This window comes from Vibrio sp. 2017_1457_13 (genome assembly GCF_030851525.1).
In the GTDB taxonomy this organism is placed as follows: Bacteria; Pseudomonadota; Gammaproteobacteria; order Enterobacterales; family Vibrionaceae; genus Vibrio; species Vibrio metschnikovii.
Genome location: NZ_VHTA01000003.1, coordinates 214,504 through 239,087 on the forward strand (window position 1 = coordinate 214,504; position 24,584 = coordinate 239,087).

18 protein-coding genes and 1 riboswitch are annotated in these 24,584 nt (G+C 43.8%); of the genes, 11 read left to right on the plus strand and 7 right to left on the minus strand.

Annotation, left to right across the window (positions count from 1 at the left end; genetic code table 11):
* The first annotated feature begins 32 nt into the window (after window positions 1-32).
* Window positions 33-2,297 carry an ATP-dependent Clp protease ATP-binding subunit ClpA gene (gene clpA / locus FKN88_RS05440; protein WP_040904235.1) on the plus strand — a complete coding sequence of 755 codons (2,265 nt, stop codon included), beginning with the start codon at window positions 33-35 and terminating at the stop codon, window positions 2,295-2,297.
* A 172-nt stretch (window positions 2,298-2,469) separates the two neighbouring features.
* Here clpA and infA read toward each other — a convergent pair whose 3' ends face one another.
* The 3 genes from infA to aat all read right to left on the minus strand — a co-directional run bounded on the left by infA (window position 2,470) and on the right by aat (window position 4,205).
* Entirely contained in the window at window positions 2,470-2,688 is a 219-nt protein-coding gene (gene infA, locus FKN88_RS05445; RefSeq protein ID WP_004395079.1) for a translation initiation factor IF-1, read from the minus strand.
* A gap of 84 nt (window positions 2,689-2,772) precedes the next feature.
* The gene (locus FKN88_RS05450) at window positions 2,773-3,474 is read right to left on the minus strand and encodes an arginyltransferase (RefSeq protein WP_154167921.1); all 702 of its coding nucleotides are present in this window, start codon (window positions 3,472-3,474) and stop codon (window positions 2,773-2,775) included.
* Complete coding sequence (gene aat, locus FKN88_RS05455; protein ID WP_154167923.1) at window positions 3,471-4,205, minus strand: leucyl/phenylalanyl-tRNA--protein transferase; 735 nt, start codon at window positions 4,203-4,205, stop codon at window positions 3,471-3,473. Before aat ends, FKN88_RS05450 begins: the two co-directional genes overlap by 4 nt.
* 33 nt (window positions 4,206-4,238) lie before the next feature.
* Here aat and FKN88_RS05460 point away from each other — a divergent pair, with 33 nt between their 5' ends.
* Together FKN88_RS05460 and aroA are read left to right on the plus strand one after the other, a co-directional pair.
* Complete coding sequence (locus FKN88_RS05460) at window positions 4,239-4,694, plus strand: glycine zipper 2TM domain-containing protein (RefSeq protein WP_040904237.1); 456 nt, start codon at window positions 4,239-4,241, stop codon at window positions 4,692-4,694.
* Between the two features lie 133 nt (window positions 4,695-4,827).
* Window positions 4,828-6,108, plus strand: coding sequence for a 3-phosphoshikimate 1-carboxyvinyltransferase (gene aroA / locus FKN88_RS05465; protein ID WP_154167925.1), 1,281 nt, complete (start codon window positions 4,828-4,830; stop codon window positions 6,106-6,108).
* A 59-nt stretch (window positions 6,109-6,167) separates the two neighbouring features.
* On the opposite strand, the gene FKN88_RS05470 is transcribed toward aroA, so the two are convergent.
* A complete protein-coding gene (locus FKN88_RS05470) occupies window positions 6,168-6,419 on the minus strand; it encodes a YciN family protein (RefSeq protein WP_154167927.1) in 252 nt (83 codons plus the stop codon).
* A 417-nt stretch (window positions 6,420-6,836) separates the two neighbouring features.
* On the opposite strand from FKN88_RS05470, the gene topA reads away from it, so the two are divergent.
* From topA to FKN88_RS05490, 4 genes are all read left to right on the plus strand, one after another.
* Window positions 6,837-9,467 carry a type I DNA topoisomerase gene (topA, locus tag FKN88_RS05475; RefSeq protein WP_004395085.1) on the plus strand — a complete coding sequence of 877 codons (2,631 nt, stop codon included), beginning with the start codon at window positions 6,837-6,839 and terminating at the stop codon, window positions 9,465-9,467.
* 433 nt (window positions 9,468-9,900) lie between these two features.
* Window positions 9,901-11,118 (plus strand): glucose-1-phosphate adenylyltransferase, encoded by a 1,218-nt coding sequence (glgC, locus tag FKN88_RS05480; protein WP_154167929.1) that lies wholly within the window; start codon window positions 9,901-9,903, stop codon window positions 11,116-11,118.
* A 10-nt stretch (window positions 11,119-11,128) separates the two neighbouring features.
* A complete protein-coding gene (gene glgA / locus FKN88_RS05485) occupies window positions 11,129-12,574 on the plus strand; it encodes a glycogen synthase GlgA (RefSeq protein ID WP_040904783.1) in 1,446 nt (481 codons plus the stop codon).
* Window positions 12,575-12,787: 213 nt separating this feature from the next.
* Window positions 12,788-13,612, plus strand: coding sequence for an alpha/beta fold hydrolase (locus tag FKN88_RS05490; RefSeq protein WP_004395089.1), 825 nt, complete (start codon window positions 12,788-12,790; stop codon window positions 13,610-13,612).
* Window positions 13,613-13,850: 238 nt separating this feature from the next.
* Here the strand turns inward: FKN88_RS05490 and FKN88_RS05495 are convergent, their stop codons facing one another.
* From FKN88_RS05495 to elyC, 3 genes are all read right to left on the minus strand, one after another.
* The gene (locus tag FKN88_RS05495) at window positions 13,851-14,441 is read right to left on the minus strand and encodes a TfoX/Sxy family DNA transformation protein (RefSeq protein ID WP_040904243.1); all 591 of its coding nucleotides are present in this window, start codon (window positions 14,439-14,441) and stop codon (window positions 13,851-13,853) included.
* A gap of 116 nt (window positions 14,442-14,557) precedes the next feature.
* Window positions 14,558-14,640, minus strand: a riboswitch (cyclic di-GMP riboswitch).
* 205 nt (window positions 14,641-14,845) lie between these two features.
* Entirely contained in the window at window positions 14,846-15,856 is a 1,011-nt protein-coding gene (gene purR / locus FKN88_RS05500; RefSeq protein ID WP_154167931.1) for an HTH-type transcriptional repressor PurR, read from the minus strand.
* Between the two features lie 382 nt (window positions 15,857-16,238).
* Window positions 16,239-17,045 (minus strand): envelope biogenesis factor ElyC, encoded by an 807-nt coding sequence (gene elyC, locus FKN88_RS05505; RefSeq protein WP_154167933.1) that lies wholly within the window; start codon window positions 17,043-17,045, stop codon window positions 16,239-16,241.
* A 115-nt stretch (window positions 17,046-17,160) separates the two neighbouring features.
* Here elyC and cmoM point away from each other — a divergent pair, with 115 nt between their 5' ends.
* From cmoM to mukB, 4 genes are read left to right on the plus strand one after another with little or no spacing between them, the layout of a single operon-like run.
* Complete coding sequence (cmoM, locus tag FKN88_RS05510; protein ID WP_154167935.1) at window positions 17,161-17,955, plus strand: tRNA uridine 5-oxyacetic acid(34) methyltransferase CmoM; 795 nt, start codon at window positions 17,161-17,163, stop codon at window positions 17,953-17,955.
* Window positions 17,952-19,289, plus strand: coding sequence for a chromosome partition protein MukF (gene mukF / locus FKN88_RS05515; protein WP_161426348.1), 1,338 nt, complete (start codon window positions 17,952-17,954; stop codon window positions 19,287-19,289). Before cmoM ends, mukF begins: the two co-directional genes overlap by 4 nt.
* Window positions 19,270-19,998 (plus strand): chromosome partition protein MukE, encoded by a 729-nt coding sequence (gene mukE / locus FKN88_RS05520; RefSeq protein ID WP_004395095.1) that lies wholly within the window; start codon window positions 19,270-19,272, stop codon window positions 19,996-19,998. Before mukF ends, mukE begins: the two co-directional genes overlap by 20 nt.
* Window positions 19,995-24,452: a chromosome partition protein MukB gene (mukB, locus tag FKN88_RS05525; RefSeq protein WP_154167937.1), complete on the plus strand. Its 4,458-nt coding sequence runs from the start codon at window positions 19,995-19,997 to the stop codon at window positions 24,450-24,452. Before mukE ends, mukB begins: the two co-directional genes overlap by 4 nt.
* The last annotated feature ends 132 nt before the right edge of the window (window positions 24,453-24,584 follow it).

The window sequence follows — 24,584 nt, forward strand, 5'->3', positions numbered from 1 at the left end:
ACAACAATCTGGTTGTTCCTCAAGGAGGCCTTATGCTTAACAAAGAACTAGAATCGAGTCTCAATGGCGCGTTCGCTCGAGCGCGAGATAAAAGACATGAATTTATGACCGTCGAGCACCTCCTACTTGCATTATTAGAAAATGATGCAGCGAAGGATGCACTCGTCGCTTGTCAAGCCGATATCGATAACTTACGTCGCGAGCTTGATCAGTTTATTGATCAAACTACACCCTTAATTCCTAATAACGATGAAACACGCGAAACTCAGCCTACATTAAGTTTTCAACGTGTATTACAGCGCGCTGTTTTCCATGTTCAATCTTCTGGTCGCAGTGAAGTCACGGGTGCTAACGTACTGGTTGCCATTTTTAGTGAGCAAGAATCTCACGCGGCGTACCTATTGAAAAAGAACGATATCAGCCGTCTCGATATTGTTAACTACATTTCTCATGGCATCACGAAAACATCTGGTGCTGAAGATTCGTCAGGGGATGCCTTTGGTAGCAGTAGCCCTGAAGAATCAAATTCTGATGAACGTTTAGAAAGCTTTGCTTGCAACTTAAATCAGCTTGCCAAACAAGGCCAAATTGACCCTCTAATCGGCCGAGATAAAGAGCTTGAGCGCACTATTCAAGTATTATGTCGTCGTCGCAAAAATAACCCTTTATTAGTGGGTGAGGCCGGAGTAGGTAAAACTGCGATTGCTGAAGGTTTAGCGTGGAGGATTGTTGAAGGGCAAGTGCCTGAAGTCATCCAAAATAGCGTGATTTACTCGTTGGATATTGGTTCGTTATTAGCCGGGACCAAATACCGTGGTGATTTTGAAAAACGTTTTAAAACCATTCTAAAACAGTTAGAAAAAGAAAAAGATGCAATTTTATTTATCGATGAAATTCATACCATCATCGGTGCTGGAGCCGCTTCTGGCGGACAAGTTGATGCGGCTAATTTAATCAAACCGTTGCTGAGTAGTGGTAAGCTACGTTGTATCGGCTCAACGACTTATCAGGAATACAACACCATATTCGAAAAAGAGCGTGCGTTATCCCGTCGCTTCCAGAAAATTGATGTTGTCGAGCCTTCCATCGATGATACAACAAAAATTTTGATGGGCTTAAAACCAAAATATGAAGCTCACCACGATGTTCGTTATACCAATAAAGCGTTACGCGCAGCGGTGGAGCTCTCGGCTAAATACATTAACGAGCGTCACTTGCCAGATAAAGCGATTGACGTCATTGATGAAGCTGGGGCGAGAGTTCGCTTGATGCCTGCAAACCGACGCAGAAAAACGGTCGGTGTTGCGGAAATTGAAGCCATGGTTGCTAAAATGGCTCGTATACCCGAAAAGTCAGTTTCTTCTTCAGATAAAGATATTTTGAAAAATCTGGATAAGAAGATGAAGATGCTGGTATTTGGTCAAGACAAAGCTATTGAAGTGTTGAGCGAGTCGATTAAGCTGACTCGTGCAGGATTGGGCGCGGAAAATCGCCCTGTCGGCTCCTTCTTATTTGCAGGCCCAACAGGGGTCGGTAAAACTGAAGTCACTGTTCAGCTATCTAAGTTGCTTGGTATCGAGTTACTGCGCTTTGATATGTCGGAATATGGTGAGCGTCACTCGGTCAGTCGTTTAATTGGTGCGCCTCCTGGTTATGTTGGTTATGACCAAGGCGGATTATTGACTGATGCAGTGATTAAACATCCTCATGCTGTCGTGTTATTGGATGAGATAGAAAAAGCGCATCCCGATGTATTTAACCTATTACTCCAAGTGATGGATAATGGGACGTTAACCGATAACAATGGCCGTAAAGCCGATTTTCGTAACGTTATCTTAGTCATGACGACCAACGCTGGGGTTGCGGAAACGGTTAAAAAATCGATTGGTATGATTCAGCAGGATCACAGCCATGACGCGATGGCGGAGATCAAGAAGGTCTTTACGCCAGAGTTTCGTAACCGTTTGGATCATGTAATTTGGTTCAATAGTCTTGATGAGCGAGTGATTCACCAAGTCGTTGATAAATTTATTGTTGAACTACAAGTGCAGCTTGATGCTCGTGGTGTTTCTCTTGAAGTGTCAGAAGATGCACGCCACTGGTTAGCCGTGAAAGGGTATGATCGTGACATGGGGGCTCGCCCGATGGGTCGAGTGATTCAAGATCAGTTGAAAAAACCATTGGCTAATGAATTACTGTTTGGTTCGTTAGTCGAAGGTGGAACGGTCAAAGTGGATTTAGCTGATGATCAATTAACGTTCCAGTATATGAGTTCTCGTGAAAAGGTCGCTCATTAAGCGTAATCCTTTGCTCAGCGAAACTCACGATTGAATGAAATTAAGTTAATAAAAAAGCGCACAGAGTATCGTGCGCTTTTTGTTATCCGTGTATCACCCGATCCATGATTCACTCTCAGGCAACAAAAACGGAGCATTAAGCTCCGTTTTTGTTGCATTCGAAAATCAGTGATTAACGAGCACGGAAGACGATGCGACCTTTAGAGAGATCGTACGGTGTCATCTCGACAGTAACTTTGTCTCCAGTAAGAATGCGGATATAGTTTTTGCGCATTTTACCAGAAATGTGAGCCGTCACTGTGTGACCATTTTCTAGCTCAACACGGAACATTGTATTTGGAAGAGTATCAAGGACAGTGCCTTGCATCTCAATTACGTCTTCTTTAGCCATTTAATCCTCTTTAGAAATTTGGCGAAAAATAATCAACGGCGTATTTTGCCGTTAAAAAATCAATATGTAAACTTGGGGCGTATTCTACCCTTGCCAACGCTGTTTGACTAGCTTTTGATGTGCTCTGAAGCGTACTTTGTAGTTCATCGCTGGGCATTCATCAATTTGATATCCCAAATAAAGCCACTGTTTGTTCATGGTTTTAGCAAGCTCAAGTTGACTAAGAACGCCCAATGTTCCTAAAGATAGGGAACTATCGGGATCAAAGAAGGTGTAAAATGCACTCGCACTACTCGGGAGAATATCGGTGATAGCGACAGCGACTAACTGATCATCCAAATAGAGATGTAAGTATTGTGTATCTAACCAGTCCGAATTAGCAAATTTAGCAAATTCATCACGGCGAGGAGGATACATAGTACCGCTGTTATGACGCGCTTCGATGTAACGAGAATAGAGCGTAAACCAATCTTGATCCATCTCTGGTTTTAATTGCCACCGATAACGAGATTGTACTTGTTTGAGCAGGCGTTTTTGACTTTTCGATGGGGTGAATTCACTCACTGATACGCGCAGAGCTTGGCAAGCTTGGCAATGATCGCAATGAGGCTTATAGATAATGTCACCACTGCGTCGAAAACCATTGGCTAGCAGTAGCTCATAGTTTTCTGGGCTCTGCATGTGAGGCTCCATGGCAACGGCGACTCGCTCCATACGATCGGCTAAATAACTGCAGGGATGATTACTGGTTAAACCAATGCGTATTTGCTGTAAATCAGAACTCATAGCGACTCCTTCGATGAGTCGTTAACGGTAAGAGATAACCATTGAGGTTGAAAGCAGTGATCTGTTACCTGACCTTGCTTTAAGGATAGCAATGAATCTAAAAATTGGTCACGTGGTAATTCAACGGCACCTAATGAGCGAAGATGTGGGTTCATGACTTGGCAATCGATTAATTGCCCACCACAGCGTGCAAAATGGACACAGAAATACCAAAAACCGATTTTTGATGCGTTATCAGCTAAACTAAACATCGATTCACCACAAAAGAGCTGCCCGACTTGAATGCCGTATAGCCCACCCACTAAGGTATCATCACGCCACACTTCAACGGAATGGCAAATGCCTTGCTTGGCAAGTTGTTGATAGGATGAACGCATATCCGCATTTAACCAAGTTTGCTCAGCAGGACGTACTGCTGCACATAATTCAATCACACGTGCCGTATCATGATTTAAACTGACTCGATAAGTGTGTTTGCGTTGAAATTTTTGCACACTTTTTGCTGGTTTAAAGGTCTTAGGAAAAAACACGGCACGTGGGGAGGGACTCCACCAAAGAATGGGTTCGCCAGGGCCATACCATGGGAAGATACCATTGTGGTAAGCTGAAATAAGACGATCGGGATGCAAACTCCCACCAAAAGCCAGTAGGCCATTAGGCTCATCTGAGGCAAGTAAAGGCGAGGGGAAATCGAAATTATCACTCGCTAATTCAGTGAGATAGAGTGCCATTACTTAACCAACTTATCCTAATAGGAGTAAAAAATGACAAAGTGGATATGGATCTTATTGATTTTTCCTCTGTTTGCCAATGCTGCGTATCAACGAAATCAGGCGAGACCGGTTAATGATGTCGTTTTTGGGCAAGTAGAAACCGTCCGTTATATTACCCAGCAAGAGATTATACATTCAAAATCAAAGGGCTGGGAAACATTGCTTGGTGCGGTAGTTGGAGGCCTTGTCGGTCATCAGTTTGGTGATGGTCGAGGTAAACAAGTTGCCACGGCGGTTGGTGCAGCAGCTGGTGCGGGTGTTGCTCATCATCATGGAAATAAAACTCATCTTATTGAGTATAAATTGGTTGAGCTATTGATTAGAACGAACGATGGTCAATTGATTGATGTTATTCAAGATCTCGATAACCAAATGATCTTTAACCGAGGTGATTTAGTAAGAATCTTGTACTTCTCAGATGGTGTGAGAGTGGATAAAGAAAGATAAGCAAGATTTTTTGTATTGAGCGATGGATAAAGACTAGCGAGGATAAAAGATTTTGGTTAGTCTGCCAGTATCAAGAATTTTACTGCCTTCAATATTAATGGTTATGATGACAGTGCAAGGAAATACACGTTTAATGGAAAGTCTTACCTTACAGCCTATTGCAAATATTAATGGTGAAGTTAATTTGCCAGGTTCAAAAAGCGTTTCAAATCGAGTGCTTCTGTTAGCCGCATTAGCCACCGGAACGACACGCTTAACCAATTTACTCGACAGTGATGATATCCGCCATATGCTCAATGCATTGAGCCAATTGGGTGTTAAGTATCGGCTTTCAGCGGATAAAACACAGTGTGAAGTAGAGGGGTTAGGTCAACCCTTTGTAATCGATGGTTTACAAGAACTCTTTCTCGGTAATGCCGGGACGGCAATGCGCCCATTGGCTGCAGCATTGTGCTTGGGGCGTGGTGAGTTTGTTCTCACGGGTGAGCCACGAATGAAAGAGCGACCAATAGGCCATTTGGTGGAGGCTTTGCGTCAAGCGGGGGCAAATATCGAGTATTTGGAAAATGAGCATTATCCTCCATTGCGTATTCAAGGAACCGGATTAAAGGCGAGTCATGTTTCGATTGACGGTTCTATTTCCAGCCAATTTTTAACGGCCTTCTTAATGTCGGCACCATTAGCAGAAGGCACCGTGACTATTGATATTGAAGGCGAGTTAGTTTCAAAACCGTATATCGATATTACGTTACATCTGATGCAACAATTTGGTGTTCAGGTGATCAATCACAACTATCAGCAATTTGTGATTCCTGCTGGTCAATCGTATGTTTCTCCTGGTGATTTTCTGGTTGAAGGCGACGCTTCTTCTGCTTCTTATTTTCTTGCTGCTGCCGCGATAAAAGGCGGTCAAGTTAAAGTGACAGGCATTGGTAAAAATAGTATTCAAGGCGATGTCCAGTTTGCTTATGCGTTAGAGAAAATGGGCGCACAAATTGAATGGGGAGACGATTATGTGATTGCTCGTCGTGGAGAGTTAACTGCGGTCGATTTAGACTTTAATGCTATTCCTGATGCTGCGATGACAATTGCTACGACGGCTCTATTTGCTAAAGGGTCAACGGCGATTCGTAATGTTTACAATTGGCGAGTTAAAGAGACCGATCGGCTAACCGCGATGGCAACAGAACTGCGTAAAGTTGGTGCTCAGGTCGAAGAAGGTGAGGACTACATTATCATCACCCCGCCAAGCCATTTACAACATGCGACAATCGATACCTACGACGATCATCGCATGGCGATGTGCTTTTCTTTAGTCGCGCTTGGTGAGACACCAGTGACGATTAATGATCCAAAGTGTACATCAAAAACTTTTCCTGATTATTTTGAGAAATTTGCCCAGTTATCTCACTGAGTTAATTAGGAAAATAAATGTTCAGCGTCACCACGGAAAAAGCCTCAATATAGAGGCTTTTATTGTTTTTTAAGGGTAAATTGTTTTGAAAGATGATGAGCTAAATATTTAAACATATTAAAAACGGCGGTTGTTTTTTCACTTGGCAGACCTTGAGGGTCAAGAAAATACTCACCTTTAAATACCAATACGCCGTCTTTTTCTTCTACGCTGGTCGTGCGCATTCCCTCTATATAGTTATCGTGTTCTTGAATTAATTGATTGGCTATGAGTAATAAATCGAATTCATTGATGGGTTGTTTGGTCTGCATATTGTTCTCTTTATTTTAGGTTGTTCTTTGATTTACTTGCTCTCGGTATTACGTTTCTCTATGCTGCTGCCCAGTAGATACCGACTGTCTAGCAATTGATAACGTGATTGTAGAATTGTGTCATGTAAAAACCATGATCATAAACAGGAAATGGATAAAAGACAATTTTGCCTGATTTTGTGATTAACAACATATTTTCTAGATTAATGGTCGCGCCTAAAACAGACTCTCTTTACTATGAGGCTAATTTTGTCTTGCGAATGCGGTTTCGTCGATTTGTCGAGCAAACAAGCGTTTTTTTTCAAAAACAGGTTGATCTTCTGCTTAACTGGCTCGATAGTAAAAAAAGAAGCAATATTTTTAGAACATCATGCGATTTATTACTCGCAGTGTGATTAAGGGCATTTGAATCAAATTATGGGTAAATCACTCGTTATAGTGGAATCGCCAGCCAAGGCTAAAACAATCAATAAATACCTTGGTAAAGACTTTATTGTTAAGTCTAGTGTCGGTCATGTCCGCGATCTGCCTACGGCAGGTCAAACTACTACCACGGCTAAAAAAGCGACACCAGCAGCGAATAAAGCACTTTCTTTGGAAGAAAAAGAGCGTTTAAAAAAAGAAAAAGAACGGACCGCTCTGATTAAGAAAATGGGAGTGAATCCTTTTCAAGGTTGGGAAGCGAACTATCAAATTCTCCCAGGCAAAGAAAAAGTGGTCGCTGAGCTACAGAAATTAGCTAAAGACGCCGATTGCGTTTATCTCGCAACCGATTTGGATCGCGAAGGAGAAGCTATCGCTTGGCACCTACGTGAGATCATCGGTGGTGATGAAGAGCGCTATAAGCGGGTAGTGTTTAACGAAATTACTAAAAATGCCATTCAGCAAGCCTTTGAGCAACCGGGAGAGCTGAACATGGATGGCGTTAATGCTCAACAAGCGCGTCGTTTTATGGATCGCGTTGTAGGCTTTATGGTCTCGCCATTATTATGGAAAAAAGTGGCTCGTGGCCTTTCTGCTGGTCGTGTGCAGTCGGTAGCCGTAAAACTTTTAGTTGAGCGTGAGCGTGAGATCAAAGCGTTTATTCCTGAAGAGTTTTGGGATATTCATGCGGACACAAAAACCAGTACGCAAGATGATTTTCGTTTGATGGTGGCTCAACAAGCGGGCTCTGCTTTTAAGCCGACCAATGAGGCTGAAACTCAAGCCGCGCTTTCAGTGTTACAAAAAGCGCGCTTTGAAGTTTGTAAACGCGAAGATAAACCTACCAGCAGTAAGCCTAGTGCACCTTTCATCACCTCAACGCTTCAGCAAGCCGCCAGTACACGTTTAGGCTATGGCGTGAAGAAAACCATGATGTTGGCACAACGCTTGTATGAAGCGGGTTACATTACTTATATGCGTACTGACTCGACTAATTTAAGTGGCGAGGCGGTAGAATCAGCCCGTCAGTTTATCGAGCAGCAATTTGGTCCACAGTATCTGCCACAACAAGCGATTGTCTATGGTAGCAAGAAAGGGGCTCAAGAGGCGCACGAAGCGATTCGTCCTTCCGACGTTAATGTCAAAGCCGATGACTTACAAGGGATGGAAGCGGATGCACATAAGATTTATGCTCTGATTTGGAATCAATTTGTCGCTTGTCAAATGACCCCCGCCCAGTACGATTCAACCACCATCAGTGTTAAAGCAGATGAGTATACGTTGAAAGCGAAAGGACGGATTTTGAAGTTCGATGGCTGGACTCGCGTACAGCGTCCACTTGGTAAAAATGAAGATCAAATTTTACCCGCAGTTCAAGTCGGTGAAGTACTTACTCTTGAGAAACTTGATCCTAAGCAGCATTTTACCAAACCGCCAGCACGTTTTACGGAAGCCGCATTAGTCAAAGAATTAGAAAAGCGTGGTATTGGGCGTCCATCGACCTACGCATCGATCATTTCTACCATTCAAGATCGTGGCTACGTGAAAGTTGATCAGCGCCGTTTTTATGCAGAGAAAATGGGCGAAATCGTGACCGATCGTCTCGATGGTAGTTTTACCGATCTAATGAACTATGATTTTACTGCTCGGATGGAAGAAAAACTTGACCAAATTGCAGAAGGTGAAGCGAATTGGAAACAAGTATTGGATGCCTTCTTCGTTGATTTTAGTGGTGATTTAGAGCAAGCCGAGCAGGACGAAGATCACGGTGGTATGAAGCCTAACCATATTGTCATGACCAATATTATGTGCCCAACCTGTTCTCGTCCTATGGGGATCAGAACGGCTTCAACGGGGGTCTTCCTCGGTTGTTCAGGTTATGCTTTGCCTCCGAAAGAACGTTGTAAAACGACGATTAATTTGGGCGATGAAGATGGCATTATCAATGTTCTTGAGGAAGATGTCGAAACGGCAGCGTTACGAGCGAAAAAACGTTGTCCGATTTGTGAAACGGCGATGGACGCTTATCTGATTGATGGTCAACGTAAACTACATGTTTGCGGTAATAACCCAAACTGTGAAGGTTATGTCGTTGAAACCGGTGAGTTCAAAGTTAAAGGTTACGACGGTCCCGTTGTTGAGTGTGATAAATGTTCATCAGATATGGTGTTAAAAACTGGACGTTTTGGTAAGTACATGGACTGCACCAATGACAACTGTAAGAACACTCGAAAGATATTGAGAAACGGCGAAGTTGCTCCTCCTAAAGAAGATCCGGTTCATTTCCCTGAACTGCCGTGTGAAAACTCAGATGCCTATTTTGTGCTACGTGACGGTGCTTCTGGACTATTCTTAGCCGCCAGTAATTTTCCGAAATCTCGTGAAACACGAGCGCCTCTTGTTGAAGAGTTACAGCGTTTTAAACAACGTTTACCTGAAAAGTACCAATATCTAGCGACGGCTCCCACTCATGATCCCGATGGGCTTGCTGCGGTGGTACGGTTTAGTCGTAAGAGTAAAGAGCATTACGTACGCACGGAAGTAAATGGTAAACCTTCCGGTTGGACGGCAATCTATGACGATGGTCACTGGCAAGTGACGGACAAACGAAAGTCAGCCAAATAAGAGAAATTTTTCTTATCGATAACAACATTGAGGCAGCCATTGGCTGCCTCAATGTTTTCCTAGTAAGTCATTCTTAATGGAGAATCGGTGTGCTTTTTCAAGCAAAATTATCCCCCAATTTTCATCCTATTTTTCTCATCATCAATAAATAGTCGTTATTTTTCGTTACCAAAAATGAAACATAAAAATGCAATTTCATAACGTTATGATGCCTTAATTGTGAACAAGATTAGGAGTTCAACCGATTGGCTGTTTTACTGGCTCAAAATAGACAATTGCCATTTGTATTTTTATGCAAACGCTATAAAGTAATACACAACCAATTGCACTTTTCGTGGTTGGCCGAAAGGCCGTAATAAACTAAGGATAGTATCGTCATCCCCCCAATAGTATTGACATGACGATAATCAATAAAACTTAATGGAGAATAACAATGACCGGTGTACTAGGAATGATTCTGGCTGGTGGTGAAGGCTCAAGATTGAAGCCTTTAACTGAATCGCGTACTAAACCTGCCGTGCCATTTGGTGGTAGTTATCGCTTGATAGATTTCGCTCTAAACAATTTTATTAATGCAGATTTAATGCGAGTGTATGTATTAACACAGTTCAAATCGCAATCCCTTTATCTGCATATGAAAAAAGGCTGGAACGTCTCTAGCTTGCGTGGCAGCTTTATTGATTCCATACCTGCCCAGATGCGTGATGGTAAACGTTGGTACGAAGGAACGGCCGATGCTATTTATCAGAACTTACGTTTCATTGAAATTTCTGAAGCCGATGATGTCTGTATCTTTGGTTCTGATCATATCTATAAAATGGATATTCGTCAGATGCTTGATTTCCATCGTCGAATGGAAGCCAAACTGACCGTCTCTGCCATTCGTATGCCTCTTGCCCAAGCGTCACAATTTGGGGTGATAGAGGTAGATGTTACGGGGAAGATGATTGGTTTTGAAGAAAAACCTCAACACCCTAAATCGATACCGGGCGAGCCTGAGTGGGCATTAGTATCAATGGGTAACTACATTTTTGATACCGATACGTTATGCCGTGAATTACGTGAAGATGCGGTAAACCCAGAGTCTAGCCATGATTTTGGTAAAGATATTATCCCTAAAATGTTTCCGCAGGGTGAAGTCTTCGTTTATGATTTCTCAACCAATAAAATCAAAGGTGAGAAGGGCGAAGCCTACTGGCGTGATGTTGGCACGATTGAATCTTATTGGTCTGCGCATATGGACTTATTGCAAAAAGATGCGCCATTTTCTCTTTACAACCGCAGTTGGCCTTTACATACTCATTATCCACCGTTGCCACCAGCGACCTTTGCTAATGAAGGAGAGAAAAAGGTTTGTATTACCGATAGTTTAATTTCAGCGGGAAGTTATATCCAAGGTGCAAAAATTTATAAATCGGTGTTAGGTTTTCGAACCAATATCGGTGCAGGTTCATGGATCAGTGAATCGATTATTCTTGGTGATGTCAAAATTGGCGCTGGTTGTACGATTAAACGCACGATTATCGATAAGGACGTCGAAATTGCTCCAGGAACGGTGATTGGGGAAGATCTACAATTAGATAAGCAGCGCTTCCATGTCTCTGATGAAGGCATTGTAGTCATCGAAAAAGGAATGAAAGTTGGATTCTAATCTTGAAAAAATGAATATTTGGTTTGTTGTATCCGAAGCAGAAGGCTTAGTGAAGAGCGGAGGCTTAGCCGACGTTGCCAAAGCTTTACCAAAAGCATTACAGGAGTTAGGTCACCAGGTAGCCATTGTGCTACCTGCTTATCGTTCAATTCCAAATAAAATGGATTTACCCATCATACTCGAAACCGAGTTAACCCACTGGCCTCATACTCGCTATCAAGTAAGGCAGGGTGAGCTCGACGGTGTTGTGGTTTACCTGATTGATTGTGATGTTTACTTTGATCGACCAGAAATGTATGCGGAGCACAATCAAGCTTACACGGACAACGGTGAGCGTTTTGGTTTTTTCTCGGCGGCGTGTCTGGATATTTTGCCCAAGCTGAATATTAAGCCAACCATCATCCATGCCAATGATTGGCATACAGGTTTAGTGCCTTTTTTATTAAAAACTCGCTACCGTGAAGACCCACACTTTTTCGGCGTTAAGTCGGTGCTGACTATTCATAATGCCATTTTCAAAGGTATTTTTTCCTATTACCAATTGGAAGTTATCCCCGAGTTAAATCTCTCTGGGATGGAGTTTCTACAGTACGGACATGATCATGTTAGCATGCTACGAGCTGGTATTGCTTTTGCCGATAAAATCAATGCGGTGAGTCCTAATTATGCTTCTGAACTGTTGACGCCGTTAGGTTCTCACGGATTGGTGGATGATTTTGTGCGCCGTGCGCGAGATCTGCATGGGATTGTCAATGGATGCGATTATTCTGAATGGAGCCCTTTGACGGATCGTTATATTCCTCAGACTTACCATGCGGAACGACAATCGCTCACTCTAGGAAAATCAGCCAGCAAGCTTGCCTTGCAGCAAGAGTTAAATTTACCACAAGTGACGACACCGATGTTTGGCATGGTATGCCGTTTGACTCATCAAAAAGGATTTCATTATTTATTGCCTATTCTTGAGTCGTTTTTGCGTAATCAGGTACAAGTGGTGATCGTCGGCACCGGTGAACCGGAGATTGCGGCGGCATTACATAAAATTGCTGCGCATTATCCTGATAAGTTAGGGTTTGTTGAGACTTACAGCAATCGTTTGGCTCATTTAGTTGAAGCGGGCTCGGATTTTTTTCTCATGCCCTCAGAATTTGAAGCTTGTGGACTAAACCAAATCTACAGTATGGCTTATGGTACTTTACCTATCGTACGCGAGGTTGGAGGTTTAAAAGATACCGTACAAGATTATGATAAATACCCTCAGCAAGCGACGGGGTTTGGTTTTCAAGAGCCGTCACCAGCGGCATTATTGATCACGATGCAGAGGGCGTTGCTGTTTTATCTACAGCAACCTGAAGAGATGCTTAACGTTCAAATACGAGCGATGAGCAGAGATTTTGGCTGGCGTGAGTCTGCTCTTGAATACCTTAAAATGTACCGCTTAGCCATTTTTGACTAAATGTCTATGAAGACGGGAAGCGTCAATGCTTGTTGATCGGCTACCATCGTCTTTTCTTTTCTAATCACTTTCCTTTATACCGATGGGGAGTTTCCCCGTCGGTTTACCAATCGCCCGTTTAACAACAATAGATTTTTACAACTCAAAAACGATTTTTGACACTAAAATATGCTAATCTCTCAGTATCAATGATTTTGATTTTCTGTGGTATCCATGTCTCAATCTTTACTGTTTCATAAAGTTTATCCACATCCAACCAGCCGAGAATGGGTGGTGTTTGTGCATGGGGCGGGTGGAAGCTCGTCTATTTGGTTTAAGCAGATCAAAGCGTATAAGCAGCATTTTAATCTGCTACTGATTGATTTACGCGGCCATGGAAAATCTCATCGTCTTATCAAAGATCTGATTGCTAATCGATACACCTTTAAGACAGTAACCATTGATGTACTTAAGGTGCTGGATCACTTAAAAATAGCTTCAGCCCATTTTGTCGGGATGTCACTGGGGACTATTATCGTGCGTAATATTGCCGAATTGTCCGCCCAGCGAGTTCGCTCTATGGTATTAGGTGGCGCTGTCACTCGTTTGAATATCCGCTCTCAGCTTTTGGTGAAGTTAGGCCATCTCAGTAAACATCTCATTCCCTACATGTGGTTATATCGACTGTTTGCTTATATTGTCATGCCGCAACGCAGTCAGAAAGAGTCTCGTCATCTGTTCGTTCGAGAAGCTAAAAAATTGTGTCAGCAAGAGTTTAAACGTTGGTTTACATTGACGGCGGAAGTCAATCCATTGATGCGTTATTTCAAAGATCGAGAGTTGCCTATTCCCACCTTGTATTTAATGGGGGAGCGCGACTATATGTTTATTCGCCCAGTGCGCGAAATGGTCGCCGCGCATCGACAGAGTGAACTGTTGGAACTCCCAAATTGTGGTCATGTTTGTAATGTCGAACAACCGGAGTTGTTTAACCAGCTGTCGATTCAATTTATCCAGCGGCAAAGTACAGCAACGACTTTATCTCATTCAGTGACTTAATCTCAGTATCAACTGATTGAATGGCACGATTGTTGGGCAGCTATGCTTGTCTTAAGCCAATCATGTTGTTGATTTATATTGATAGAGATTAGAGGAAAGGGTTGGCGAGCTGTCAGCTTCAATTGTGCAAACGATATCGAAATGATTAAGGTCAAGGAATCATGATGCTTATTAGGAGGTGTTATGATTGGTAGATATACCCGCTACTGATTCTCAGTGAGCGGGCTAGATATCAAAATTAAAACAGGTTTTTTTTCAATTCTTCACGACGACTTGGAGGGATAACCGACCAATGTTTACCTTCGATTGCCCCTTCTAACGCCCACAATAACTCTAAACTGACATCAGATGAGTGACTTTGTCTGATCGCCTGATAAGCGGCGACAGCACCCGTTTGTTGCAACTGATCAACGGAATGAATACCTGCTTTTTTGAGCATTCTTTCGGTTGCTAAACGTAGGTTAGGCAGATCTTTAAGACGAGTGGGTTTAGTCTGCTCTTGCTGCTCTCGCTCCGATTTGGCTTGACGTAAGGCCACGGTTGCTTCCTGCAAAATGGTCGTTGGATCAAGCCAACAGGTATCAGGTAAAGCAAAGTACTTAGTTACCACAGGAAAGCCCCGTTTTTTATAAACGTAGGGCAGATAGCCTCTTTCGGTAAAAACTTTAGCGGATTCATCGTCAGCTCGAAGATGGAGTTGATTGTTGACGACTAAAGCGAACATAGTGTCATCGACAAAAATTCCGAAGCCACCAAACATTGAGCGCGACTTGACCTGGCCAAGCAGTTCGAATAGCCGCATTGAATCTTTTAATACCGGTTTATCCATGCTGTCATTCTCGGTGTATTAAGCAATTCGCCAGCAAAATCAGGTCCGAGAAAATAGCAAAACGTCAAAAAGCATAATAATAGGGGGAGTTGACTGCTTGTTTTGGCTATTTTGTCATCGGCAACCCCGCTACCTACCACTATGGTTTAGGCCGGAGGCTTTGCGTCCCATCTTTTCAAATGGTTTGCCCTGTGCGTGACACGTTTCATTATTGACAAAATAGTATAACGTGGATGTATAAAATAAACAAATCATTGAATAAATATCACACTCAGTGATTGTTTATATGATGTTTGTTTCATTTTGATTTGAATTAGGCAAAGATTGCCCCCCAATCGTGGCGCTAAGGCTACGATTGGGTTTGAAGTCTTTTTTGCTCAACAATGGGTCAATGAAGTGGTTATCTATTTAGCGGTGAGTTTTTTGACTGAGTCACGTTCCACGATTTCAGGGTGCATTTCAAAAATACGTCTTTCGTGTTCTTTATCTTTGATGCGCTCCAACAATATTTCAAACGCATTTTTCCCAACACGGCGTTTAGGTTGATGGACCGTGGTCAGTGGCGGAGAAAAATATTCGGCTAACTCAATATTATCATAACCAATGACTGACATATCGTCTGGTACGCGTATGCCACGTTGCTGTAAACGGCTGATCAGACCTAATGCCATGGTATCATTAAAGCAGAATACCGCGCTCGGGCGTGTATCCATAGCAATGATTTTATCCGCGGCTAGAACGGCAGTATCGCATTCGAAATTGCCTTCTAAAATCCAATCTTCTTTTACCGTTAGGTTGGCTTCTGCCATGGCACGCCGAAAGCCTGCGATACGTTCTTGACAGGCGGCTTTAACAAAGTGACCACTTAGACAAGCAATTTCAGTGTGCCCATTTTCGATCAAATATTTCGTTGCTAGATAACCCCCTTCTTCAGAGTTATCAATGATCTTATCGGCTTGTGATGTTTGCGGGCCCCAATCCATAATAACTTTAGGGATCGAGGGATGACTCTCTAACATCTCAAGTAACTCTTCCGTTAAATCGGAGCACATGACCAACATACCGTCGACCCGCTTTTCAGCAAGCATGCGAATATAGTCACGTTGTTTCTCGTAGATACCCCCGGTATTACAGAGGATCAGCGTATAGCCTTGGCGATAGCAATAGCTTTCAACACCATCGATCACTTCAGAAAAGAATAGATTGGTGGATTGAGTCACCAGCATACCGATCGTACGCGTGGTGTTACATTTTAAGCTGCGTGCGACGGCGCTTGGTGCATAATTCAGCTGTTTAACCGCGTCCAAGACTTTTTCTTGAGTGGTTTCTGCCACAAAACGTGTTTTATTGATGACATGAGATACGGTTGTTGTCGATACGCCTGCTAGGCGTGCAACGTCTTTAATCGTAGCCATAAAATTATCCTGTCGGTGACTGCTCGGCGTTAGGTAACTAGAGCAGTAGTTATGTCCCGAAAGTGCAATCGCCCTGTTAGGAGATCGTGATAGGAGAGAGGTTTGTTTTAAGCACTGTCGATGCTGCCTTTTTACAACGTCTCATTCTTCGGGTATAGGCTAACGTCAGCCTAAAAGTAATAAAAACACAAAAACCGCTGTTAAATAGCGGCCTATTGGTTACATTTAATCTTGTTAATAACCAGCAAGATTCTAGACTGCAACGCAGTAACTCGCAATCAAATTCGGCCCATAATCCTTCCAATTGATGTTAAATGTGCACAATGTTTATCAAGTTGTGCACCAAACCACTTTTTCGACGATGCCGCTTATAACAAGAATATCAATCACCCTCTACAGCAGGCGATGATTCATTCAATTTGGGTTCATGGCTCACCCAATCGCGCATGGCTTGCCATATTAGCCCCATGGTTTCATACCAATACCGCTCAGTTTGTTCTAAATAGAGCGCTCTCGGAATATATTTATCCCAAGCTTGGCTGATATTCGTTTGGGCAAGATAATTTGTCGGCGCAGGGATAGGCGTTAGCCCTGCAGATTGAAATTCATTCATTGCACGGGGCATGTGGCTGGCCGAGGTGACCAGAACCAGAGTGCGCTGCTGAACAAAAGCGGCCGCTTGTCTTGCTTCTTCCCACGTATCTTGCGCCGTTTCGAGCAAAATAATGTCTGATTTTGCAACACCAAGCGCAAGCGCCACTTTAGCCAGCATGCGTGCATGACTCATTTCACTCCCGCCTGCATAACCCGATAGGATCAGTTTTGCGCCAGGGTACATCCGCATTACTCGAATTCCTTCGCTAAGACGCATTAACGCGGCTCGGGTAAGTTCAGAGGTTGGTGGGATGCTATCATCGACGACATGGCCATTACCTAAAACCATAACATAATCGATAGTACCCTCAATGGGTAAAAAAGCGCTGTACTGACGCTCTAAAGGCATTAATAAGCGACTGGATACTGGTTGAAAAGAAATAACCAATAAACTAGACAAACAAAATAGAACCACTAAGCAGCCAGTCTTTCGCTTTGCGGTAAACATAATCAGCATCAAGCCGATAAAACCAATCATCAGCAGTGCTGGTAATGGCATCAGTAGAGAAGAAACGATTTTTTTCAGCTCAAACATAGATTAAATAGTCCGAAAAAACAGCACTTGATAATAAAATCAGCGAAAGGTCCTTTATTCCTGCCATTCCTATGACAGAATAGCAGCACGATTTATTATCATAACTCAAGCCACTGTGACTGAAGATCGCAATTTCGACGATATTGCCCACAAATTTGCAAAAAATATTTACGGCTCTGACAAAGGCGAGATTCGTCAAGTCATTGTTTGGGATGATCTCATGCAAATTTTGACCCATTTTAACGGTCAGACAACGCCCCTGCATATTTTGGATGCGGGAGGGGGCTTGGCGCAAATGTCGCAAAAACTCGCCATGCTTGGCCATCAAATCACCTTGTGTGACCTCTCGCAAGAGATGCTCGATTTAGCCAAACAAGAGGTGACCGACCATGGATTACTGGAGAGATTTCGCTTTGTGCATTCTCCCGTACAATCTGTGCAGCAACATTTGACTGAGCCCGTTGACATCATCTTATTTCATGCGGTGATGGAGTGGTTGACGGAACCACAAGAGGCTTTACAGCAGCTGTTAGCACTGGTGCGTCCTGGCGGTATGGTTTCGGTGATGTTTTACAACCAACATGGCTTAGTTTATAAAAATGCGGTATGTGGCAATATTCCGCATATTTTAAATGGCATGCCACATCGTAAACGATTTAAATTACAGCCACAAAAAGGGCTGCTCCCGGCTGATGTGTATCAGTGGATTGAACATGCTGGATGTCAAATTATGGGTAAGTCAGGCATTCGTTGCTTTAGCGATTATATCGGCAATATGACCAATATGGGCGAGTTTGAGTTTGCAGACCTTTTGGCATTGGAGCAACAATTTTGCCGCCAAGAGCCTTATCTATCTTTAGGACGCTACATCCATGTTTGGGCTAGGAAACAACCACAGGAAGAACAATGAGTGATATGACTCACAATGCGACTGAACAACCGATTGATGAACTCGTCAGTTGGGTGAAGCAGCACGATTTTTCTTTGAACTTACCTGCTGAACGGCTGGCGTTTTTGATAGCGATTGCGGTATTGAGCCATGAAAAATTCGATGAAGAATTAGGGGAGGGGGAATTGCATGATGCGTTTGCGATTGTTAGCCGCCTATTTACTGAAACGGGTGATGTCTCTGCATTTCGGGCTAATAATGCTATTAATGAACTGGTTAAACAGCGTTTGCTCAGTCGTTTTACTAGTGAGGTCACCGATGGCGCGAGCATTTATCGCTTGTCGCCTTTGGCGATTGGCATTACCGATTATTATGTTCGTCATCGTCAGTTTTCGAAATTAAAACTCTCTATTCAACTTTCCTTGTTAGCGGATGAAATGGCTAAAGCCGCCAACTCCGCTCAGCAAGGGGGGACACCTGCGCATTGGAAAAAGAATGTTTACGGGGTATTAAAATACTCGGTGAGTGAAATCTTTGATCGCATCGATCTCAACCAACGCGTTTTAGACGAGCAGCAGCAATCCGTGAAACAACAAATTGCCGATCTATTGAATAAAGATTGGCGAGAAGCGATTCATAACTGTGAAAGTTTATTGTCTGAAACCTCATCGACGTTACGAGAGCTACAAGATACGCTTCAAGCCGCAGGCGACGAATTACAAACTCAAATTCTTGATATTCAAGAGATTGTTTACGGCGATCCAGAATTAGAGTTTATCGATGAAGTGCTGTTTGTGCTGCAAATGAAATTAGACCGAATCATCAGTTGGGGACAACAAGCGATCGATTTATGGATTGGTTATGACCGCCATGTGCATAAGTTCATTCGCACGGCGATAGATATGGATCAAAATCGCGCTTTCAGCCAACGTTTACGCCAGTCGCTGCACGATTACTTTTCTCAACCTTGGCTGCTCACTTATGCCGAGGCCGAGCGTTTGTCTGATTTACGCGATGAAACTCTGATGTTACGAGATGAAGAAGTGACCGGCCACATTCCCCCAGCTGTCGAATATGAAACGTTTCAAAAGGTTCACGATGAGCTTGCAGAGCGTATTGCTGGGATGCTTCAGAGCCATAAACAACAGGGCCAACCGATCAACCTTGGTCATGTGCTGCGTGATTATCTTGCCGCACACCCAAGAACTCATCATTTCGATCTAGCCCGTATTGTTGTCGACCAAGCCGTTCGCTTGGGGTATTCACAATCCGACTATCAAGCCATTCAACCTGATTGGCAAGCGATTAACCAATTTGGTGCAAAGGTACAAGCTAATGTCATTGACCGATATTAACCACTATATGCCAGAGAATCTGGCTAAAGCGATTGTTAACCCGCTTTTTCCGGCTTTAGACAGCCAATTACGCGCAGGGCGCCATGTGTCCAGCGATGATTTAGATAACCATGCGTTTCTCAGTGATTTTGAGCCAGAGTTAGCACTTTTTTATCAGCGCTACAATACTGAGTTAGTTCGTGCGCCCGAGGGCTTTTTTTACTTACGTCCACGCTCTACCTCATTGATCAATCGCAGTGTTTTGTCTGAATTAGATATGCTGGTTGGTAAGGTGCTGTGCTTCTTATATCTAAGCCCAGAGCGTCTTGCCCATGAAGGCTTATTCACGTATCAAGAACTCTATGAAGAGTTATTGAGTTTGACCGATGAGAAGAAATTGATGAAGCTTGCGACCAATCGTGCGCAAGGTTCAGATTTAGATAAAGAGAAACTGTTTGAAAAAGTCCGCACTTCGTTACGTCGTTTACGCCGCCTAGGGATGATTATCCACCTTGGCGAAACCACCAAATTTAGAATTACCGAAGCGGTATTTCGTTTTGGGGCCGATGTGCGTATTGGCGACGATTTACGTCAAGCGCAATTGCGTTTGATACGAGATGGTGAAGCCGTTGTTCATAGTCAAGAGCCCAGTCAGCAAAGCTTATTGGATACGGTATCTGCTGACGAACAACATGAAGATCAACCGACATTATGGGAAGATGAAGCATGATTGAAAGAGGTAAGTATCAATCGCTGACCATGATCAATTGGAACGGCTTTTTCGCACGTACTTTTGATATTGATAATTTGGTGACGACGTTATCGGGCGGCAATGGGGCGGGTAAATCAACCACGATGGCGGCGTTTATCACCGCATTAATTCCCGATCAAAGTTTACTGCATTTTCGAAATACCACAGAAGCGGGCAGCTCTCAAGCCTCTCGTGATAAAGGCCTGTACGGTAAATTACAACCTGGCGCCTGCTATGCGGCATTGGATGTGGTCAATTCTCGCCATCAACGCTTACTGTTTGCAGTAAAACTTCAACAAGTTGCCGGCCGTGATAAAAAAGTCGATATTAAACCCTTTGTGATTCAGGGTTTACCTAGCCATATCAAACCGACGGATATTTTGATTGAAAGTGTTTCTGATCAACACGCTCGAGTGAGACAGCTCAATGAAGTCAAAGATGCCGTTCATGCTATTGAAGGTGCGCATTTTAAATCGTTCAGTTCCATCGTCGATTATCATAGCCACATGTTTGAATTTGGTGTGGTACCAAAAAAGCTGCGTAATAGCAGCGATCGATCAAAGTTTTATCGCCTCATTGAAGCGTCTTTGTACGGCGGTATTTCCAGCGCGATTACCCGTTCATTACGCGATTACTTACTGCCACAAAATGGTGGGGTGAAAAAAGCGTTTCAAGATATGGAGTCAGCGCTGCGAGAAAACCGCATGACGCTGGAAGCGATTAAAAACACCCAAGCCGATCGTGATCTGTTCAAACATTTAATCACCGAATCGACCCAATATGTTGCCGCAGACTACATGCGTCACGCCAATGAACGTCGCAGTAAAGTGCAGCAAACGTTGACGTTACGCCAAGAGTTATTCAGCGCTCGAGATACGCTTCTGGAACACAATCGGCTATTGAATCAAGTGCACGAAGAGCTGGAAACGCTGCTTGAACAAGAAGCTGCGCTAGAACAGGATCATCAAAGTGCAGCCGATCATCTGCAGTTAGTACAAAATGCCCTTCGTCAGCAAGAAAAAATCGCCCGTTATCAAGACGATCTTGAAGAGTTGAGTCTGCGTCTTGAAGAGCAGCTAATGGTGGTTGAAGAAGCGCAAGAACGCTTAGTGATGGCTGAAGACCAAGCCACTGCGGCTGAAGAGGAAGTCGATAGTCTGAAAACTCAGCTTGCGGATTATCAGCAAGCGTTGGACATTCAGCAAACGCGCGCTTTGCAGTATCAACAAGCAATGCAAGCCTTGGCAAAAGCACGTCAGCAGCTCGCTGATGATAGCTTGACGGCAGAAAGTGCTCAGACGGTGATGATTGAGCTGAGCGCACGCCAAGAGTCAACCACCCACGAATTACTGGCGGTTAAACATAAGCTCGATATGTCTTCGGCCGCTTCCGCGCGGTTTAACGAAGCCTTACATTTAGTGAGCCGCGTTTTAGGTGAGGTCACTCGTAGCCAAGCGGCAGAGCATGCAAACCAATTACTCGCTCAAGCACAGCAAGCACAGCAACTCGTACAGAATGAAGCGCTTTGGTATGAACAGCAGCGCGATTTACAGCACCGTATCGAACAGCAACAATCTGTGCGTCAATCGGTGACTGATTATCACCAGCAATTTCAGGTGATGATTGATGATCCATCCCAATTGCAGCAAGAACGCGAGAAGCATCTCGCTCTGTTAGAAGAGCTTGATGAGGCACAAGAAGTGCTACGCGATCAGCGTAGTCAACAGCGTGGTCTTGAACAAGAACAACGCAATGCTATCAAACAGTTGGAGCTAAAAGCGCCAGCTTGGCATCAAGCGATAGAAGCATTGCAGCTATTGCGTGAGCAAAGTGGGGCGGGTTTAGACAGTCGACAGTCGGTAATGACTGAGATGCAAAGCATTTTAGAGCGTGAAAAACACCAATCGGCTCAGAAAGATGCGTTAGCTCAACGTCGTGAGCAATTAGAGAAAGATATCGAACGCTTGGCTTCACCGGGCGGATCGAATGATCCTCGCCTTAAAGGCCTTGCCGATACCCTTGGTGGCGTTCTACTTTCTGAAATTTATGATGACATAACGTTAGAAGATGCGCCGTACTTCAGTGCTATGTACGGTCCGGCTCGTCACGCGATTGTGGTCTCTGATCTTTCAGGCATCAAAGAAAAACTGGTCGAGTTAGACGACTGTCCAGAAGATCTTTATCTGATTGAGGGCGATATTGATGCGTTCGATGATAGCTCATTTAATGCCGCAGAATTAGAAGGTGCGGTCTGTGTTCAGCTCAATCAGCGTCAAATGCGCTATTCCCGTTTTCCAAAAATCCCACTGTTTGGGCGTGCAGCTCGTGAGCAACGTTTAGAGCTACTGCGCGATGAGCGTGATGAAGTCGTCGAAGCGCATGCTAAGGCCGCGTTTGATTCACAAAAGTTACAGCGCTTATACCGCAGTTTTAATGATTTTGTTGCTCAGCATTTGCAGGTTGCGTTTGAGTCGGATCCTGAACAAGCACTCAGTCAAGCTCGTGACGCGCTCAATCATCTTGCTCGCCAGTTAGTCGAGTTAGAGCATCAACAACAGCAACAAACCAGTCGACGTCAACTGAGTAAACAGGCATTAGCACTATTAGAGAATATTGCGCCTCATTTACGCTTGTTGTCTGAATCTGGATTAACCCAACGAGCCGCAGATATTGACGCCAAGTTAGCTCAGTTAGTGGAAGCGAAAGCTTGGCTTCATGATCATGGTAAAACGGTTGAACAACTGGCGCCGATTGCTTCAGCGTTAGAGGTTGATCCTGAGCAGTTTGAAGTCTTAGAACAGCAATATCTTGCAGCGGATCGCGGGCTGCAACAACTCAAAACACAAATTTTTGCCCTCGCTGATTTGGTTGAACGTCGCCACCACTTTGCTTACGCAGATTCGGTGGATCTTCTCAATCAAAGTAGCGAACTCAGTGAGCAGTTAAAAGCTAAGTTAGTTCAAGCTGAGAGCCTGCGTCAGCGTACTCGCGAAGAGTTAAAACAAGCGCAAGCGCAATTCAATCAGTACAACCAAGTGTTGGCATCGTTGAAAAGTGCTCATCAGGCTAAATTGGAAACAATGCAAGAGTTTAAGCAAGAGCTACAGGAGTTTGGCGTACATCCAGATGAAAACGCATTATTCAGAGCTCAGCAGCGCCGTGATGAGCTGCATGAACGTTTGCACAGCTCTCGTAGCCGTAAGAGTCACTATGAGCGGACAATCACCTCAACCGAAATTGAGATGAAATCGCTTGCCAAGCGATTGAAAAAATTAGAAAAAGAGTATCAAGATTTACGTACTTTCGTTGTTAATGCCAAAGCTGGGTGGTGTGCGGTTCTTCGTTTAGCCCGCCAAAATGATGTTGAACGTCGTTTGCATAAACGTGAATTGGCTTATTTATCGGCTGATGAGTTACGCTCCATGTCGGATAAATCACTCGGGGCGCTACGTCTTGCCGTGGCGAATAATGAGGCGCTGCGTGATGCGCTGCGTCTCTCGGAGGATAATGCTTATCCTGAACGTAAAGTACTGTTTTACATTGCGGTTTATCAGCACTTACGTGAGCGCATTCGACAAGATATTATTCGTACCGATGACCCTGTTGAAGCGATTGAAGAGATGGAAGTCGAGCTAGCTCGCCTAACAGAAGAGCTGACTCAGCGGGAAAACCGCTTAGCGATCAGCTCAGATTCGGTGGCGAGTATTATTCGTAAAACCATTCAACGTGAACAAAACCGTATTCGCATGCTCAACCAAGGGCTTTCGAATATTGCTTTTGGGCAAGTGAATGGTGTGCGTTTAAATGTCAAAGTTCGTGAAAGCCATGAAGTTCTGCTCAGTGGTTTAGCCGAGCAGCAGGCTCAACATAAAGATCTGTTTGAAAGCTCACGTTATACCTTCTCAGAAGCGATGGCGAAGTTATTCCAGCGCGTCAATCCACACATCGATATGGGGCAGCGTTCACCACAAATATTAGGTGAAGAGCTACTCGATTATCGTAACTATCTTGAGTTGAGTGTTGAAGTTAATCGTGGTTCAGATGGATGGTTACAAGCCGAATCGGGCGCATTGTCAACGGGTGAAGCCATTGGTACTGGCCAATCTATCTTACTGATGGTCGTACAGAGCTGGGAAGAAGAGTCTCGTCGTCTACGCAGTAAAGATATTATCCCATGCCGTTTATTGTTCTTAGATGAGGCAGCACGTTTAGATGCTAAATCAATAGCAACGCTATTTGAACTGTGTGAACGTTTGGATATGCAATTATTGATTGCGGCGCCAGAAAATATCAGCCCAGAAAGAGGGACCACCTATAAACTGGTGCGTAAGGTATTTAAAGATCATGAACACGTGCATGTGGTCGGACTGCGTGGCTTTACTAGTGAAAAACCAAAAAATGAGTCTTTGCCACTGGCCGATGCTGTCAGCTAAGCTGAGTCACTTGTAAATAAAAAGCGCCTTGATGATAAGGCGCTTTTTTATGATCATTGTTGTCTTCGCTGAACGGGTATTGATGTAGGAGAACATTAAAGTTTGAAACCTTTCTGCTTCCGAAGCTCGCTT

Excerpts from the sequence above, each read along its gene's own strand:
- clpA (WP_040904235.1), top strand. The coding sequence starts at position 33 with ATGCTTAACAAAGAACTAGAATCGAGTCTCAATGGCGCGTTCGCTCGA.
- infA (WP_004395079.1), bottom strand. The coding sequence starts at position 2,688 with ATGGCTAAAGAAGACGTAATTGAGATGCAAGGCACTGTCCTTGATACT.
- FKN88_RS05450 (WP_154167921.1), bottom strand. The coding sequence starts at position 3,474 with ATGAGTTCTGATTTACAGCAAATACGCATTGGTTTAACCAGTAATCAT.
- aat (WP_154167923.1), bottom strand. The coding sequence starts at position 4,205 with ATGGCACTCTATCTCACTGAATTAGCGAGTGATAATTTCGATTTCCCC.
- FKN88_RS05460 (WP_040904237.1), top strand. The coding sequence starts at position 4,239 with ATGACAAAGTGGATATGGATCTTATTGATTTTTCCTCTGTTTGCCAAT.
- aroA (WP_154167925.1), top strand. The coding sequence starts at position 4,828 with ATGGAAAGTCTTACCTTACAGCCTATTGCAAATATTAATGGTGAAGTT.
- FKN88_RS05470 (WP_154167927.1), bottom strand. The coding sequence starts at position 6,419 with ATGCAGACCAAACAACCCATCAATGAATTCGATTTATTACTCATAGCC.
- topA (WP_004395085.1), top strand. The coding sequence starts at position 6,837 with ATGGGTAAATCACTCGTTATAGTGGAATCGCCAGCCAAGGCTAAAACA.
- glgC (WP_154167929.1), top strand. The coding sequence starts at position 9,901 with ATGACCGGTGTACTAGGAATGATTCTGGCTGGTGGTGAAGGCTCAAGA.
- glgA (WP_040904783.1), top strand. The coding sequence starts at position 11,129 with ATGAATATTTGGTTTGTTGTATCCGAAGCAGAAGGCTTAGTGAAGAGC.
- FKN88_RS05490 (WP_004395089.1), top strand. The coding sequence starts at position 12,788 with ATGTCTCAATCTTTACTGTTTCATAAAGTTTATCCACATCCAACCAGC.
- FKN88_RS05495 (WP_040904243.1), bottom strand. The coding sequence starts at position 14,441 with ATGGATAAACCGGTATTAAAAGATTCAATGCGGCTATTCGAACTGCTT.
- purR (WP_154167931.1), bottom strand. The coding sequence starts at position 15,856 with ATGGCTACGATTAAAGACGTTGCACGCCTAGCAGGCGTATCGACAACA.
- elyC (WP_154167933.1), bottom strand. The coding sequence starts at position 17,045 with ATGTTTGAGCTGAAAAAAATCGTTTCTTCTCTACTGATGCCATTACCA.
- mukF (WP_161426348.1), top strand. The coding sequence starts at position 17,952 with ATGAGTGATATGACTCACAATGCGACTGAACAACCGATTGATGAACTC.
- mukE (WP_004395095.1), top strand. The coding sequence starts at position 19,270 with ATGTCATTGACCGATATTAACCACTATATGCCAGAGAATCTGGCTAAA.
- mukB (WP_154167937.1), top strand. The coding sequence starts at position 19,995 with ATGATTGAAAGAGGTAAGTATCAATCGCTGACCATGATCAATTGGAAC.